This is a genomic window from Pseudomonas sp. ASL8, from assembly GCF_056680355.1.
Map to the genome: position 1 here is coordinate 2,335,295 of NZ_CM155278.1, position 16,087 is coordinate 2,351,381.

Annotated in this window: 17 protein-coding genes; 9 read left to right on the top strand and 8 right to left on the bottom strand. The window is 59.6% G+C overall.

Features of this window, described 5'->3' with window-relative positions; all coding sequences use genetic code 11:
* Window positions 1–83: 83 nt before the first annotated feature.
* Window positions 84–746 (bottom strand): YciC family protein, encoded by a 663-nt coding sequence (locus AC1MEA_RS10630; RefSeq protein WP_480917731.1) that lies wholly within the window; start codon window positions 744–746, stop codon window positions 84–86.
* 208 nt (window positions 747–954) lie between these two features.
* On the opposite strand from AC1MEA_RS10630, the gene AC1MEA_RS10635 reads away from it, so the two are divergent.
* The 3 genes from AC1MEA_RS10635 to AC1MEA_RS10645 all read left to right on the top strand — a co-directional run bounded on the left by AC1MEA_RS10635 (window position 955) and on the right by AC1MEA_RS10645 (window position 3,045).
* Window positions 955–1,764: a DUF2076 domain-containing protein gene (locus tag AC1MEA_RS10635; RefSeq protein WP_480917733.1), complete on the top strand. Its 810-nt coding sequence runs from the start codon at window positions 955–957 to the stop codon at window positions 1,762–1,764.
* 126 nt (window positions 1,765–1,890) lie between these two features.
* Window positions 1,891–2,370, top strand: a complete 480-nt coding sequence (locus tag AC1MEA_RS10640; protein WP_480917735.1) for an NYN domain-containing protein — start codon at window positions 1,891–1,893, stop codon at window positions 2,368–2,370.
* Between the two features lie 63 nt (window positions 2,371–2,433).
* Entirely contained in the window at window positions 2,434–3,045 is a 612-nt protein-coding gene (locus AC1MEA_RS10645; protein ID WP_449635471.1) for a 3'-5' exonuclease, read from the top strand.
* Between the two features lie 10 nt (window positions 3,046–3,055).
* Here the strand turns inward: AC1MEA_RS10645 and AC1MEA_RS10650 are convergent, their stop codons facing one another.
* A complete protein-coding gene (locus tag AC1MEA_RS10650) occupies window positions 3,056–3,511 on the bottom strand; it encodes an Lrp/AsnC family transcriptional regulator (protein WP_449635491.1) in 456 nt (151 codons plus the stop codon).
* Window positions 3,512–3,672: 161 nt separating this feature from the next.
* Between AC1MEA_RS10650 and yedA the strand changes: the two genes are divergently transcribed.
* Together yedA and rhlE1 are read left to right on the top strand one after the other, a co-directional pair.
* Window positions 3,673–4,614, top strand: coding sequence for a drug/metabolite exporter YedA (gene yedA, locus AC1MEA_RS10655; RefSeq protein ID WP_480917736.1), 942 nt, complete (start codon window positions 3,673–3,675; stop codon window positions 4,612–4,614).
* A gap of 39 nt (window positions 4,615–4,653) precedes the next feature.
* Window positions 4,654–5,988, top strand: a complete 1,335-nt coding sequence (rhlE1, locus tag AC1MEA_RS10660) for an RNA helicase RhlE1 (protein WP_480917738.1) — start codon at window positions 4,654–4,656, stop codon at window positions 5,986–5,988.
* Between the two features lie 41 nt (window positions 5,989–6,029).
* On the opposite strand, the gene AC1MEA_RS10665 is transcribed toward rhlE1, so the two are convergent.
* Both AC1MEA_RS10665 and AC1MEA_RS10670 read right to left on the bottom strand, forming a co-directional pair.
* Window positions 6,030–7,274, bottom strand: a complete 1,245-nt coding sequence (locus AC1MEA_RS10665; protein ID WP_480917739.1) for a TIGR03862 family flavoprotein — start codon at window positions 7,272–7,274, stop codon at window positions 6,030–6,032.
* 223 nt (window positions 7,275–7,497) lie between these two features.
* Entirely contained in the window at window positions 7,498–8,418 is a 921-nt protein-coding gene (locus tag AC1MEA_RS10670) for a histone deacetylase family protein (RefSeq protein WP_480917741.1), read from the bottom strand.
* 132 nt (window positions 8,419–8,550) lie between these two features.
* On the opposite strand from AC1MEA_RS10670, the gene AC1MEA_RS10675 reads away from it, so the two are divergent.
* The 3 genes from AC1MEA_RS10675 (at window position 8,551) to AC1MEA_RS10685 (ending at window position 10,729) form a co-directional block, all read left to right on the top strand.
* Complete coding sequence (locus AC1MEA_RS10675) at window positions 8,551–9,120, top strand: GNAT family N-acetyltransferase (protein ID WP_480917742.1); 570 nt, start codon at window positions 8,551–8,553, stop codon at window positions 9,118–9,120.
* A gap of 149 nt (window positions 9,121–9,269) precedes the next feature.
* Window positions 9,270–10,139 carry an acyl-CoA thioesterase II gene (gene tesB, locus AC1MEA_RS10680; protein WP_480917744.1) on the top strand — a complete coding sequence of 290 codons (870 nt, stop codon included), beginning with the start codon at window positions 9,270–9,272 and terminating at the stop codon, window positions 10,137–10,139.
* Window positions 10,136–10,729 carry an HAD family hydrolase gene (locus AC1MEA_RS10685; protein ID WP_219062642.1) on the top strand — a complete coding sequence of 198 codons (594 nt, stop codon included), beginning with the start codon at window positions 10,136–10,138 and terminating at the stop codon, window positions 10,727–10,729. Before tesB ends, AC1MEA_RS10685 begins: the two co-directional genes overlap by 4 nt.
* Before the next feature lie 153 nt (window positions 10,730–10,882).
* Here AC1MEA_RS10685 and AC1MEA_RS10690 read toward each other — a convergent pair whose 3' ends face one another.
* The 4 genes from AC1MEA_RS10690 to AC1MEA_RS10705 all read right to left on the bottom strand — a co-directional run bounded on the left by AC1MEA_RS10690 (window position 10,883) and on the right by AC1MEA_RS10705 (window position 15,308).
* Window positions 10,883–11,866, bottom strand: a complete 984-nt coding sequence (locus AC1MEA_RS10690; RefSeq protein WP_219062641.1) for an alpha/beta hydrolase — start codon at window positions 11,864–11,866, stop codon at window positions 10,883–10,885.
* Between the two features lie 4 nt (window positions 11,867–11,870).
* Entirely contained in the window at window positions 11,871–12,758 is an 888-nt protein-coding gene (gene ypfJ / locus AC1MEA_RS10695) for a KPN_02809 family neutral zinc metallopeptidase (protein ID WP_449635476.1), read from the bottom strand.
* A gap of 172 nt (window positions 12,759–12,930) precedes the next feature.
* Window positions 12,931–14,016, bottom strand: coding sequence for a tRNA (uridine(54)-C5)-methyltransferase TrmA (gene trmA, locus AC1MEA_RS10700; protein ID WP_449635477.1), 1,086 nt, complete (start codon window positions 14,014–14,016; stop codon window positions 12,931–12,933).
* Window positions 14,013–15,308 (bottom strand): NCS2 family permease, encoded by a 1,296-nt coding sequence (locus tag AC1MEA_RS10705; protein ID WP_480917747.1) that lies wholly within the window; start codon window positions 15,306–15,308, stop codon window positions 14,013–14,015. The genes trmA and AC1MEA_RS10705 overlap by 4 nt, the downstream gene beginning before the upstream one ends.
* A gap of 216 nt (window positions 15,309–15,524) precedes the next feature.
* On the opposite strand from AC1MEA_RS10705, the gene AC1MEA_RS10710 reads away from it, so the two are divergent.
* Window positions 15,525–16,076 (top strand): DJ-1 family glyoxalase III, encoded by a 552-nt coding sequence (locus AC1MEA_RS10710; protein ID WP_480917749.1) that lies wholly within the window; start codon window positions 15,525–15,527, stop codon window positions 16,074–16,076.
* Window positions 16,077–16,087 lie beyond the last annotated feature (11 nt).

Here is a 16,087-nt window from a genome sequence, read left to right on the forward strand (position 1 = left end):
CAGGACGTTCAATGACTGAATCGCGTTGCAAGATGAGCCTGAGCATAGCCGAGGTGTCGCCAAAGGGGCAGAGGCCTGGGAGGTCAAACCTTTTCCGGGGCGTCCTCGATCAGCATGAACAAGCGGAACATCACGACGCTGGTAAATAACTGCAAAAAGCTGCTGGTGCTGTCGATGATCAAGGAAACCGGCATGCTCAACGGTTCTGGCAGGATGAACAGGCTGACCCCTTCAAGCACCGACAAGGGCACGTAGACGCACAGCACACAGGCCAGGATCCGCAGAAAATGGCCTTGGGTCATCTTGATGCTCTCGCGCATGGCCGCCAGTGGCGTCATCCCGCGCAAGACCAGCAGGTACTCGGAGAACACCAGTTTGACCATCACCCAGATGCCGGGAATGATGAACATCGACAGGCCGAACATGATCAGCAGCGTGCTCAAGGCCGAGAGCACGGCAAAGGTCGGCCACAGCCGTAGCGCCATGGCCATCAAGTCGCGTTTACGCGGTTGTTCGCTGCGGGTGCGGGCGTCCAGGAACAGAATCAGCGCGCCGGTATACAGTGGGTAGAACAGCAGCCCCACGAGTAATTCGTAAGCAGGCGAGGCGTCAGCGGCCAGCGCATTGCTGAGCATTTGTTTACTCAAGGCCTCGACCACCACCAGCGGCAGGCACAGCATCAGGATGCTGCTCAGGTTGCGCCGGAAAAAGTACAGCGAGTCTTGTAGAACGGTCAGCGGATTCATTGATCGGATCGCAAGGCAAAAAGCGGTGCCACACTTTAGCGTATGGCCGGGGACGGGCCAACCGCGCACTTAGCCCGGAGACGTGTCCACGGGTGAGGCAACATTTTGAAACCTCTATTGAAACGGCGTCGATCAACCCCATTACCTTGAATACGTCCGGTCAATCTGACTGGGTGATGTTTTTTAACGGCAATCTAACGAGGTCGCCATGAACAGCGAAGAACAAACCCTGATCGATGGCCTGTTCTCGAAAGTGAGGCAAGCCGAAGCGGATTCAGCCCCCCGGGATGCCCAGGCTGAAGCACGGATCAAGGAGCATCTGAACCAGCAACCAGCCGCCCCGTACTACATGGCGCAGGCGATCCTGGTGCAAGAAGCAGCGATCAAACAACTCGATGAGCACGGCAAACAGCTCGCCGAGCAGGTCAAGCAACTGCAGGCCCAACTGCAACAAGCGCAGGCTCAGGCCCAAGCGGCAGCTCCGGCGCCAAGCAGCGGCGGTTTCCTGTCGAGCATTTTTGGTGGCTCGCGCGACGCTCAGCCTCAAGCCCAGCCACAATCGTTCTCGCAGCCTCGTCCGGCAGCCGCGCAGCCTTCTTCCGGTGGCTGGCGCGAACCGTCACCGTCGGCAAGCCCGCCACCGTATAACGCCCCACAAGGCAATTACGCGGCTCCGCCTCAAGGCCAGTTTCAACCACAAGCACCTGCCGCGCCGATGGGCAGTGGATTTCTCGGCGGCGCATTGAAGACGGCAGCCGGTGTGGCCGGTGGCGTGATGTTGGCACAAGGCATCAGTAGCCTGTTCCATCACAACCAGCAACCGCAGGAAGTGGTCGAGGTGATCAAGGAAGAGCCAGCCCAGGCCAGTGACAACAGCAGCAATAATGACTGGGGTAATGACAATCAGCGCGTGACCGACAACAACGGCTATGGCAACGACCAGGGTGGTTTCGCCGATACCGACTACGGCAATGATGACGGCGGTTCGTTTTCCGACGATGACGATTCCTTCGTCTGATTAAAGTGCGCTACAGGGGTAACACCCTTTCTCTTCAAATATCCCCCAAGCTGGCATACTGAGCACCGACCCAATCTCCGGGTCGTTGCTGCCAGCTTGCGCACGCCTGCGCCATGAGGATTTCCGGTGAAGAAAATCGCGGTGTTCGCCGATGTACAGAACCTCTATTACACCGTGCGCCAGGCTTATGGTTGCCACTTCAACTACGCCGCCCTGTGGGCCGATATCAGCCAGCGCGGGCAGATTGTCGAGGCGTATGCCTACGCCATCGATCGGGGTGACAGCAAACAACAGCAGTTCCAGCAGATTCTGCGCAATCTCGGTTTTACCGTGAAACTCAAACCTTATATCCAGCGCAGCGATGGCTCGGCCAAGGGCGACTGGGACGTGGGTATCACCATCGATATCATGGACGCCGCGCCGCATGTCGATGAGGTGGTGTTGGCTTCGGGTGATGGCGATTTCGATCTGCTGCTCGATCGTATCATCAGCAAACACGGGGTCGAAGCCATCGCGTATGGCGTGCCAGGGTTGACCGCGAACTCACTGATTCGCGCCGCCAGCCGTTATGTGCCGATCGAAGGCGCGCTGCTGCTGAAAAGCTGATCGGCTGAAACGCAGAAACGCTGACTTTTTTGTATTTGAAATTTTTGACGGGTTGGATCACGTTTGGAACGTATTGCAGTCATCGACTTTGAAACCACTGGCATTTCCCCCAACAACAGCTGCCGGGCCACCGAAATTGCCGTGGTGATCATGGAGCAGGGGCGCATTGTCGAGCGTTACCAAAGCCTGATGAATGCCGGGGTGCGTATCCCCGCGTTTATCGAAGGGCTGACCGGCATCAGCAACAGCATGCTGCGCACGGCACCCTCGGCGACCCAGGTCATGAATGAAGTGGCGGAGTTTGTCGGCACCACCCCGCTGGTGGCGCACAACGCCTCATTCGACCAGAAGTTCTGGGACTACGAACTGTCGCGCATTCAACGCAGCCGCGAACAAAGCTTCGCCTGTTCGATGCTGTTGGCGCGCCGCTTGATGCCGGGCGCACCGAATCACAAGCTGGGCACCCTGACCACGTGGGCCAAGCTGCCGCACACGGGCAAGGCGCACAGGGCCATGGCCGATGCGGAGATGGCGGCCAACCTCACCGCGCACCTGGCCAATGAGCTGCGCCAGACCCACGGCATCGCCGGGGTGTCCCATCAGTTTCTGTGCACCTTGCAAAAAGTCCCCGCGGCTAAAATCAGCGAAGCCCTGAAGCGTCAGCGCGGTTTTTAAGCGGCGCCTTTCAGGCCTTCCCGTGACCGTCCAGATGACCCAGCGGCATGCGCCGCTCGATTGCTGTCGACAGCACGATTGAGGTTTTGCTGAAGCCGAACTGTGCCACCCGGTTGATCAGGTTCTCTAATTCCGGCATCGAACCCACAGCCGCCTGCATGATCACGCACGGGTCGCCCGTGACGCGGTGGCATTGGGTCAGCTCGGGAATCCGCACCAGATCATCGTAAGTCTGCTGATTGCCATGGCTGGCCAGGCGCAACTCGATCACGCATTGAATCGGCAGGCCGACCTTGGCCATGTCCACCTTTGCCTCGTAGCCGGTGATCACTCCACTGGCTTCCAGCTTGGCCACGCGTTCGGCCACTGCGGGTGCTGACAGGTTGACCAGGCGCGCCAATTGCGCAAAAGAAGCGCGGCCGTTTTCCAGCAGTGCATCGAGCAATATTCGATCGTATTTATCCAGGTTCATCACGCACCTTTGGCCAGCTTTCGAAAGTACTGTTTATAAGCCAAACATCCGTTCTTTGAAAAGTATCAGGTGCGAACAAACAGGGTTTGCTGCTTATTTTTCCGCTGGCACTTTCATAAGATAAGTCATCACAAGAACTGACTTAAGAGCCTGGTATGTCGAACTCACGCCGTTTTCCATTGCTCCTGATTGGCGCTTTTTTTGCGCTGTATGTGATTTGGGGATCGACCTACCTGGTGATTCGCATCGGCATCGAATCCTGGCCACCGCTGATGATGGCTGGGGTGCGCTTTCTGATTGCCGGTTGCCTGCTCTATGCCTTCATGCGCTTTCGCGGGACCCCGGCACCGACCTGGAGGCAATGGAAGGCGGCGGGCATGATCGGCTTTCTGCTGCTCGCCTGCGGCAACGGCGGGATCACGGTGGCCGAGCATCTGGGCGTGACATCCAGTGTCGCGGCCTTGTCTGTCGCCGTTGTGCCCTTGTTCACGCTGCTGTTTGGTCTGTTATGGGGGCATCGCAACACCCGTCTGGAATGGGCCGGGATCTTCCTGGGCTTGATCGGAATCGGCCTGCTCAACATGGGTTCCAATCTGCAGTCCAGCCCGTATGGCGCGGCGCTGGTGATTTTCGCGGCGGCCTCCTGGGCGTTCGGTTCGGTCTGGAGCAAAAGTCTGCCGTTGCCAGTCGGCCCCATCGCCAGCGGGGCGGAAATGATCGTCGCCGGTGTGGTGCTGTTGATTGGCAGCGCCTTGAGCGGTGAGCATCTGCACGCAATGCCGAGCGCAGCAGGTTGGGGCGCCTTGGCGTATCTGGTGGTATTTGGCTCAATCGTGGCGTTCAGCGCTTATATGTACCTGCTGAAAAACGTGCGCCCGGCGGCGGCGACCAGCTATGCGTACGTCAACCCGGCCGTGGCGGTGCTGCTGGGTATTGTGTTCGCGGGTGAGCACATCGGCGTCGAAGAGTGTCTGGCGATGGCAGTCATCATCAGCGCGGTGGTGCTGATCGGTTTGCCACAGTGGCGCAAGCAACCTGGCCTGGAACAGCAACCAGAACAACAACAGGAACAGGCTGGATCGGTGCGGACAGGGTAAACTGCGCGCCTTGCGCTGAATTTCCCCTACGGTATCCCCATGACATTCGCCACCCTCGGCCTGATCGAACCCTTGTTGCGTGCCCTTGAGGCCCTCGGCTACCAGACTCCGACGCCTGTGCAGGCACAAGCGATTCCTCCGGTGCTGGCCGGTCGCGACTTGATGGCCGCCGCCCAGACCGGCACCGGCAAGACCGCCGGTTTCGCCTTGCCGCTGCTGCAACGCCTGACGATGGAAGGCCCGAAAGTGGCCTCCAACTCAGTGCGCGCACTGGTGTTGGTGCCGACCCGCGAACTGGCGGAGCAGGTTCATGAAAACATTGAGCAGTACAACGAAAACCTGCCGCTGAAAACTTACGCGGTGTACGGCGGCGTCAGCATCAATCCGCAGATGATGAAGCTGCGCAGCGGGGTCGATGTACTGGTGGCAACCCCAGGTCGCCTGCTGGATCTCTATCGGCAGAAAGCGCTGAAGTTTAATCAATTGCAAATCCTGGTTCTCGACGAGGCGGATCGCATGCTCGACCTCGGTTTCTCCGAAGAGCTGCGTGACATCTATGCTGCCTTGCCCAAGCGTCGTCAGACCTTGCTGTTCTCCGCGACCTTCTCCGACGCCATCCGCCAACTGGCCGGGCAGATGCTCGATGACCCACTGACCATCGAAGTCAGCCCGCGCAACGTCGCGGCGAGCTCGGTCAAGCAGTGGGTGGTGCCGGTAGACAAAAAACGCAAGACCGAACTGTTCATCCATCTGCTGAAAAAGCAGCACTGGAGTCAGGTGCTGGTATTCGCCAAGACCCGTGTGGGTGTTGATCAACTGGTCGAGCGCTTGCAAGGTTTGGGCATCAACGCCGACGGTATTCATGGCGACAAGCCGCAGGCAACCCGTCAGCGCGCGCTTGATCGTTTCAAGGCCCGCGAGGTCCAGATTCTGGTCGCCACCGACGTCGCCGCTCGCGGTCTGGACATCGACGACCTGCCGACCGTGATCAACTTCGACCTGCCGATTGTTGCCGAGGATTACATCCACCGGATCGGTCGTACCGGGCGTGCGGGTTTGACTGGCGAAGCGATTTCGTTTGTCTGCGCCGATGAAGTGGAACTGCTGTCTGCCATCGAAACCTTGACTCGCCAGACCCTGGAACGTCATGAAGAGCAGGATTTCGAGCCGGAGCATCGCGTGCCGACCACCGACGCCAGCGGCCAGATTCTGAAAAAACCGAAGAAGCCGAAAAGACCAAAAGTGTCAGGCGGTGGCAAACGTAACCTGGGCAAATGGGTCGACAGTGGCGAAACCGCCGCCGACGTGCCGATGGTCAAGGCAGTGCGTAAAGTGCCGGTGTTCAATACCGGGCCGCGCAAGAAAAAACCTTGATGCAGGAGTGCGCTTGCCCGCCATCGCGGGCAAGCGCGCTGCTAGAGGGAGTTGCTGTGAAGCCATTCCAGCATGCCCAACCCTGCCGCGCGGCCGCTGGCGAAACACGCTGTCAGCAGGTAGCCGCCGGTGGGGGCTTCCCAATCGAGCATTTCTCCGGCACAGAACACTCCCGGTAGCTGTTTGAGCATCAAGTTTTCCGTCATCGCTTCGAACGGCACCCCGCCTGCGGTGCTGATGGCTTCATCCAGCGGTCGCGCTTTGACCAGCGTCAGCGGCAAAGCCTTCAGCGCGTTGCCCAACAATACTGGGTCGGCGAACGACTCAGTGGGCGCCAGTTCGCGCAATAACGCCGCCTTGACCCCATCTATCCCCAACTGACTGTGCAGGTGCTTGGACATCGAGCGCGAGCCACGTGGTTTGGCCAGCGCTGCCTGGACGTTCCCGATCGACTTGCCCGGCAGAAGGTCAATGTCCACGGTTGCCGAGCCCTGCTGATTGATCTGCTCACGGATGTGCGCCGACAACGCATAAATCAGGCTGCCCTCGACGCCGGTCTCGGTCAGTACACATTCGCCCAGGCGAGGCGTTTGCCCTTGCAGGCCGATGGCGATGTTCTTCAGCGGGGCGCCTGCAAATTTGTTACGCATCAGTTCGCTCCAGCCCGCCACCTCAAACCCGCAGTTGCTCGGTTGCAGGGCCGTGATGCTGATACCGCGTTGCTCCAGCCAGGGCAGCCAGGCGCCATCTGAACCGAGCCGCGCCCAACTGGCGCCGCCGAGTGCCAACAGCACCGCGTCGGGTTTGATTGTTTGTTCGCCGTCAGCGTGGGCCATGCGCAACTCACCTTGGGCATTCCAGCCCAGCCAGCGATGGCGGGTATGCAGGGTGACGCCCGATTCGCGCAGGCGCTTGAGCCAAGCGCGCAATAGCGGCGCTGCTTTCATGTCCGTGGGGAACACCCGGCCCGAACTGCCGACAAAGGTCTCGATGCCCAGTTCGTGAATCCAGTTGCGCAACGAATCGGCGCCAAAGCTGCGCAGTAACGGCGCGATGAAGGGCGCGCGTTCAGCGTAACGGGAGAGAAACGCCGGGTAGGGTTCGGAGTGAGTAATGTTCATCCCGCCAACACCCGCCAGCAGGAATTTGCGACCTACCGAGGGCATGGCATCGTACAGATCGACCTTGATCCCGGCCTGGCTCAAGACCTCGGCCGCCATCAATCCCGCAGGGCCGCCGCCAATGATCGCGACTGAATGAGCAACAGCTGGAGGGACGTGGGTCATGGCGCACTGCGGGTCGGCGAAGTAAGCCGTGCATTCTACCGGAGGACAGGCGCTCTGTTCAGGGCTGTGCGCAGGATCAGCCTGTGGACAACTCGTGATCAAAAAACATACAGCTATCGCCAGGCCCCGCGGAATAGGGCCTGGAGAGGCTTTCGCTCAGGTTATCCACAGGCAGTTCCACAGCCATTGTGGACAGTTAAGGCGGGGCGGCAGCGGTAAACGCTCAGTTCAGTCCGGCAGACACCCAGACCTTTTGCGCACTGTGGTGCAGTATCCCGTGCCGTCGCGCCAGCGCCTTGCGGTCCTTGCTGTAGCCACCACCGATCACGCCCATCACCGGAATGTCCCGGTGCAGGCAATGGCGCAGCACGGCTTCATCGCGAGCCGCCACCCCTGCGTCGGTAAGTTGCAGATAACCCAGGGCATCGTCCTTGTGCACGTCGACCCCGGCGTCATACAGCACCAGGTCCGGCTGATAGAACTGCAGCAAGTAGTTCAACAGATCGTCGACCACTTTCAGGTAATCGTCATCGCCCATGCCCATGGGCAGGGGGATGTCCCAGTCACTTTCAGCCTTGCGTGCCGGGAAGTTCTTTTCGCAATGCAGGGAAACGGTGATCGCGTCGGGCGTGTTGGCGAGGATGCGCGCGGTGCCGTCGCCCTGATGCACGTCGCAATCGAAGATCAATACGCGCCCGACCCGACCGCTTTCCAGCAGATAGTGGCTGATCACTGCCAGGTCGTTAAAAATGCAGAAGCCGGCGGGATGGTCATAGTGCGCATGGTGCGTGCCGCCCGCCAGATGGCAGGCCATGCCGTGTTGCAGCGCCTGTTCGGCCGCCAGCAGCGAGCCGCCCACCGCACGCACTGTGCGCTGCGCCAGGGCCTCGCTCCACGGCAGGCCAAGGCGGCGCTGGTCTTCGCGGGACAGGTCACCGCTCATGTAGCGCTGGATGTACGCCGGATCATGGGCCAACGCCAGAACATCGCTTGGGCAGACGTCCGGGCGCAACAGCTGGGCGTCAGTGGTCAGGCCGCTTTCGATCAGGTGGTCGCGCAGTAAACGGAATTTATCCATCGGAAAGCGATGCTCAGCCGGGAAATCCGGGCTGTAATCATCGTGGTAGATGAGCGGCAGGGGCATTTTGCTTCCGGTCAGCGGTCGAAGCTGAATGTTGCCAGCATTGTCCTTGCCCGCACAGCACCTTGATTGAGGACTGCTGAGCGGTGTACTACTTTGGCAAGCCATTTACTGGACAGTTATAGGAGCAGCCCGATGGAGCGGATACTGGAACTCAACAGTGCCCGGTTGCTGATGCGGCAGTGGCGAGATGACGATTTGCCGGCGTTCGCGGCGATGTGTGCCAACCCGCAGGTGATGCGTTATTTTCCAGCACCCATGAGCCGGCTGGAAAGCGCGGCCCAGATCGGACGAATGCGCGGGCATTTCGCCGAGCTGGGGTTTGGTCTGTGGGCATTGGAACGCCAGGACACGGGGGCTTTTATCGGCTTTACCGGGTTGGAAGTGGTGAGCTTCGATGCTCACTTCACACCGGCTGTCGAGATCAGCTGGCGTCTGGCGCGGGAACATTGGGGTTTGGGTTTTGCCAGTGAGGCGGCCTGGACCGCTCTGCGTTGCGGCTTCGAGCGCTTAGAGCTGGATCAAGTCGTGTCTTTCACTGCGCAGAACAATCTGGCGTCACAGAAAGTCATGCAGGCCATCGGCATGCAGCATGATCTTGCGGATGACTTCGAGCATCCGAAACTGGCTGACGGTGATCCGTTGAAGCCTCATGTGTTGTATCGAATCACTCGGCAACAATGGCTGCAAACCCTGAAGGGATGAGTAAGGCTGGCGCCGACAAATTCTGTATCATTTGGCCATCGGCCGCGCAGACCGGGACAACACCTTAGGGTTACCCTCTGTCTCTGCCTGAATACGTCGCCCGCCGCAGCCTTGAAGGCGCAGCATAGTTTTGTGAGAGGAGTCCCTGAATGAGCCAAGTGCTGGATGATCTGGTTGAACTGCTAACCCTGGAACCCATTGAGGAGAACCTCTTTCGTGGACGTAGTCAGGACCTTGGCTTTCGCCAGTTGTTCGGCGGGCAAGTGCTGGGCCAATCCCTGTCGGCAGCCAGTCAGACGGTCGAAGACGAGCGCCATGTGCATTCGTTGCACGGCTATTTCCTGCGCCCCGGCGACGTCGCCTTGCCTGTGGTGTATCAGGTCGACCGGGTGCGCGATGGCGGCAGCTTCAGCACCCGTCGGGTCACGGCGATCCAGAAGGGGCAGCCGATCTTCACGTGCAGCGCATCGTTTCAGTACGACGAAGAGGGTTATGAGCACCAGTCCACGATGCCGGACGTCGTCGGGCCAGAAAACCTGCCCTCGGAACTTGAGTTGACCCGCCAGCGCGCGCACCTGCTCTCGGATCACATGCGTGAAAAACTGCTGTGCCCGAAGCCGATCGAGTTCCGCCCGGTAACTGACATTGATCCTTATAACCCTCAGCCGACAGAGCCGATCAAATACGTTTGGTTTCGCGCCGACGGTACGCTGCCGGATGTGCCGGCACTGCATAAGTACATGCTGGCATACGCCTCGGATTTCAATCTGCTGACGACGTCGTTGCAGCCTCACGGCAAGTCGGTCTGGCAGAAAGATATGCAGGTCGCCAGCCTTGATCACTCCCTTTGGTTTCACGCCGATCTGCGCGCCGATGACTGGTTGCTGTACGTGATGGACAGCCCGTGGGCCGGCAATTCTCGTGGTTTCTCGCGAGGCAGCGTGTATACCCGCGCAGGCAAGTTAGTGGCCTCTGTCACCCAGGAAGGCTTGATCCGTCATCGTAAGGATTGGGTGTGAGTCTGGCGCAGGTTCGGCATTGGGTGTTCGACATGGATGGCACCCTGACCTTGGCCGTGCATGATTTTCCCGCGATCAAGCGTGCCCTGGATATCCCGCAGCAGGATGACATCCTCAGTCATCTGGCCGCGCTGCCGCCCGATATTTCAGCGGCCAAGCATGCCTGGCTGCTGGAGCACGAGCGTGAGCTGGCCCTGGCGTCGCAGCCTGCGGCGGGTGCGGTCGAACTGGTGCGAGAGTTGGCGGCGCGCGGATATCGGCTGGGCATCCTCACTCGCAATGCCCGCGAGTTGGCGCACGTAACGCTCGGCGCGATTGGCCTGGCGGATTGTTTTGCCGTCGATGACGTTCTCGGTCGCGACGAAGCGCCGCCAAAACCCGATCCCGGAGGGCTGCTGAAACTGGCTCAGGCGTGGAATGTCGACCCCTCACAGATGGTGATGGTCGGCGACTACCGCTTCGACCTCGACTGTGGTCGTGCGGCAGGCACCCATACCGTATTGGTCAACCTGCCCGAAAATCCATGGCCGGAACTGACCGACTGGTACGCCAGCGATTGCTTTGCATTGCGCGAGATGCTGGCGCTTTAAGCCAGCATCTATCAAGCAACCGGTAACCATTTGAAATAGAACATTATTTGTAGGAGCTGACTTGTCTGCGAATCGGCTGCGCAGCAGTCGCGCATTTGGCGTGATGAACTCAGCTGCTACGCCCTCCGAGCAGAACCGATCCTGTTGAGTCGTTTACTCCGGCCTGAACAATGCGGCTTGCCCTTCAGGTGAGGTGAAGATCGCATCGCCGTCATGCCCGACGCCAGGCACTTCAATCAACCGCTGGTTCAGCCCTTCAGGGTGGCGCTGTTGCAGATAGTTGAAGAAGTTGTGACCACGAATCAGGCGGTAGGCGCCCTGAGCTTCGGCGGCGCAGGTTCTATCCAGTGCCGGGTGATCGATGTCGGTATCGAGCTGACCCAGCAGGTAAGTGACGTCACGCTTCACATAATTCTGTTCGATCTGCTCGACGGTTTGCTTGCCAGCGTAAGGCGGCAACTTGTTCATCCCGTATTTCCAGGTATCGAACCCCGGGCAAGACGCCTTGTCCACCGGTCCGGGCCGCTGTGCATCGAAATACGCGTATGACGACGGGTTGGCGACCACGTAACGCAGGGTGACTCCGGCTTTCTCCAGTGCCACACCGCCCTTGCCAATCAACACGTAGCGCTGAACCACCTGCGCACCGCCCGAATGCCCGGCGACAATCACTTCGCGCAACGCAGGGAACAGTTTGCGATCGCTCAGCTTCGCCAGAATTTCGTCGATGACCGTAAAGGAGCTCACCGGCACCGGCCCGATAGCCGCGTCACCCTCCATCCAGTCGTCTTTGTGCCAGCGCAGTATCGAATCCGGCAGTTGGTGTTTGACGATGTCTTTCCGATCCAGGAACTGCGGAGCGATCAGCAGGGTAGTGCTGCGATACCCGGACCGATAGGCCGCTCGTTCGGCGCTACGCAGGTAGGTTTGCGCGTTGCGCAAGCGACCGTGAATGACGATCACGGCGCGTCGGGTGTTGGGCTGCGGCGTTTTCCAGTCTTTGCTCAGGCCGACAGTCGCCAGACCGCCATTGATGGCCAGCCGCTGGGGGCTGAGGGCTTTCACCGCAGTATCCGCTGCATTCGCCGTAAGGCTCAGGAGGGTGCTCAACAACAAGACCAATAGCGGTTTTATCATGTGATTAGAGGCTCTTTGCGGCGAAAGTGTCGCACTGATTGAGTTGGCCCTGAGCGAAACCTGTCTTGAACCAGCGCACGCGCTGTGCAGAGGTGCCGTGAGTAAACGAATCGGGTACCACGCGGCCTTGACCCTGCTGTTGCAAGCGATCATCGCCAATAGCGTTTGCTGCATTCAGAGCTTCTTCAATATCACCCGGCTCCAGCCAATTCAAACGCTTTTGTGCGTTATAGGCCCACACCCCGGCCAGACAATCGGCCTGCAGCTCCTGGCGCACCAGTAAACCGTTGTTGCCTTCCATGCGTTGACCCCGTTGGCGGGCGGCCTGAACCTTGGCTGAGACCCCCAGCAGGGTTTGTACATGATGGCCTACTTCGTGGGCAATGACGTAGGCTTGAGCAAAATCACCGGCTGCGGAAAAGCGTTGGGACATTTCGCGGAAGAAGTCCATGTCCAGATAGACCTTTTGATCCGCCGGGCAATAGAACGGCCCGCTGGCCGATGAAGCGAAGCCACAGGCCGAGTTTATCTGACCGCGAAACAAAACCAGGGTCGGGTCTTTATATTGGCGGCCACCCTGCTGGAAGACCGAGCGCCACGTGTCCTCCGTATCACCCAGAATGGCCCGCACGAAGTCGGCCTGCTGATCATTGGCTGGCGGTGCTTTTCGGGTCTGGGGAGTGACGGCCGTCGAGGTTTGGCTCATCTGACCGGTAAGCTGGTTGAGGATCTGTATCGGGTCTTGCCCGGTCAGCAGCCCAAAGGCGACGACGATCACAATCCCGGCGATCCCCAGGCCTTTGCCTCCGCCAAAACGCATCCCACCACCGCCTCCTGCGTCATCACGTGCATCCTCCACGTTGTCGCTGCGTCTGCCTTTTTTCCATAGCATGTGGGAAGCCTCTGTTTACCCAGCGAGGAGTGTCGCTGTTGACGATGCCCCGCGCCAGTCCGTTCAGGGGCATCAATAGCGATTTGTTGCGGATGTAGAGACAGATTTCAGCCAATAGTTCGCAGGACAGTGGCGTTTTCAGGCTCTCGCGCAATGGCCCTCTGTCCTGTATTTATCGCCGAACCAACATCACCCCTGATTCCATATGGTGTGTATAGGGAAACTGGTCGAACAGTGCGCAGCGTTCGATGCGGTGGGTGTCGTGCAGTTGCGCGATGTTCGCCGCAAGGGTCTCCGGGTTGCAGGAGATATACAGGATGCGCTCGAAACGCCGGCTGAGTTCGCAGGTGTCCGGGTCCATGCCGGCGCGCGGCGGATCGACGAAGATGCTTCCAAATTCGTAGCTCTTCAGGTCGACGCCCCACAAGCGGCGGAACGGGCGAACTTCATTCAATGCTTCGGTCAGCTCTTCGGCAGACAGGCGAACCAGGGTCACGTTGTCCACGCCGTTGTCGGCAAGGTTGCTCAGGGCGGCGTTGACCGAGGTCTTGCTGATCTCGGTCGCCAGCACTTTGCGCACCCGAGTCGCCAAAGGCAGGGTGAAGTTGCCGTTGCCGCAATACAGCTCCAGCAAGTCATCGTCGCGCTGGCCCAGAGCGTCGAATGCCCAGTTGAGCATCTTCTGATTCACCGCGCCGTTGGGTTGGGTGAAGGAGCCTTCCGGTTGCCGATAGCTGAAGGTGCGTCCGGCTACCTCAAGCTCTTCGATCGCATAGTCCCGACCGATGACAATGCGCTGGCCCTTTGAGCGGCCGATCACGCAAACATTAAGGTCGGCCGCGAGCTGTTCCGCAACCGCCTGCCAGACGTCATCCAGTGGCCGGTGATAGCAGAGGGTGATGATCGCATCGTCTGCCAGCGTGGTCAGGAAATCCACCTGGAACAGCTTGAAGTTCAAGGTCGCGCTGGCTTCCCATCGTTCACGCAGCAGCGGCATCAAGTCATTGATGCGCTGGCTGGCGATAGGGAAGTCGTCGACCAGAATCGGCGTGTGGTTGTTGCCGGGGACAAACATCGCATAGAAGCGCTGCTGATTCTCGCGCCACAAGCGGAACTCGGCACGCAGGCGATAGTGCTCGCGCGGCGAGTCGAATACCTGCGGCTCGGGCGCATCGAACGGCGCCAGCAATTCACGCAAGCGCGTGGTTTTTTCTGCGAGCTGATGGCTATAGCTCGTAGGGTCGAAAGGGACACTCATGCGTTAAACCAACCCAACTTGATCACGAACAGGATGGACAGAATCACCAGCGCCGAATTCAGTTCGTGCCGGCGCCCGGACAACAGCTTGATAGCCGTCCAGGAGATAAAACCAAAGGCGATGCCGTTGGCGATGGAGTAGGTGAATGGCATCGCCAGGGCGGTAACCACCACCGGTGCGGCAACAGTGATGTCGTCCCAGTCGATTTCAGCCAGGCCCGACATCATCAACACCGCAACAAACAACAGGGCGGGTGCCGTGGCGAACGCCGGAACGCTACCGGCCAGCGGTGCGAAGAACAACGCCAGCAGAAACAGGATCCCGACCACCACGGCGGTCAGGCCGGTACGTCCGCCCGCGCTCACGCCGGCCGCCGATTCGATGTAACTGGTGGTGGTCGAGGTGCCCAGCAGTGAACCGGCCATGGCGGCGGTGCTGTCGGCGATCAGGGCGCGGCCCATTTTCGGCATATAGCCGTCCTTGCCCATCAGGCCAGCACGTTTTGCTACGCCGATCAGGGTGCCGGAGTTGTCGAACAGGTCGACGAACAGGAAGGCGAAGATCACGCTGAACAGACCGATATCCAGTGCGCCCCTGATGTCCAGTTGCAAGAAGGTCGGTGCCAGCGACGGCGGCATCGACATCACGCCGCCGAACGGGGAGAAACCGAGCACGATGGACACGATGGTCACGGCCAGAATGCCGATCAACACCGCGCCACGCACGCGCAGGGCTTCCAGCGCGACGATCAGGAAAAAGCCCAGGGTGGCGAGGATCGGTGCCGGTTGTTTCAGATCACCCAGGCCCACCATGGTCGCCGGGTTACCGACCACGATACCGGCGTTGTGCAGGGCGATCAGCGCCAGGAACAAACCGATACCGGCCGCAATCGCCGAGCGCAGCGCCAACGGAATGCTGTTGATGATCCATTCACGAATCTTGAAGATCGACAGCAGGAAAAACATCACTGCCGAGATGAACACCGCACCCAGCGCCACTTGCCAGGTGTGGCCCATGTGCAGGACCACGGTGTAGGTAAAGAAGGCGTTGAGGCCCATGCCCGGCGCCAGCGCAATCGGGTAGTTGGCGATCAGGCCCATCACGGCCGAACCGATGGCAGCTGCCAGACAGGTGGCGACAAACACCGCACCCTTGTCCATACCGGTTTCGCCGAGAATGCTCGGGTTGACGAACAGGATGTAGGCCATGGCGAGGAAGGTGGTAACGCCCGCAAGAATCTCGGTGCGCACATTGGTGTTGTGTGCTTTGAGTTGAAACAGCCTTTCCAGCATGCCTGGCTCCCCGTGACGCGTCCTGCGCCTTGAATGAATCGACTAAAGCAGCAAAGCACAGACTGTGCCACTGGCCTGTACATTTTCTGTAGGTCGGAAAAAGCCGCGCATCATAACAGCAGCGTGTGTGGATGGGGGTTAGCAGATGCTTAGGGGAAAAGCTGCCGGGCCATAAAAGCTGACTAGACTCAACGCATCACTGCCAAGGATTCGTTTATGACGTTAAGAGCCCTGATCACCGTTGCCGACGGCATCGACGACCTGCAAAGCGTGACCCTGATCGATGTGCTGCGCCGCGCCGAGATTGAAGTGCTGGTCGCCAGCGTCGAGTCCCGACGCATGTTGACGGGCGCGCGTGGTACGCGGTTGACCGCTGATGCGATGCTGGTCGATGTGCTGGCGCAAAGCTTCGACCTGATCGTTTTGCCCGGGGGCATGCCAGGCGCACAGCATCTGGCCGATCATCAGCCGTTGGCCCAGCGAGTGAATGAACAGGTGAAGGCGGGGCGGCTCTACGCCGCCATCGGTGAAGCGCCTGCCGTGGCACTGCAAGTGTACGGCGTGCTCAAACAACGGCGCATGACTTGCCATCCGGGATTCAGTGATCGGTTGTCGGGGTGTACCTACGTCGATCAACCGGTGGTGGTCGATGGCAACTGCATCACCGCGCAAGGTTCTGGTGCAGCGTTGGAGTTTGCGCTGACGCTGGTGGAGCAGTTGTGCGGTAAAGGTAAACGGGCGGCCATGGTTAAGTTGCTGCTTATCTAATGTCGCCTGTC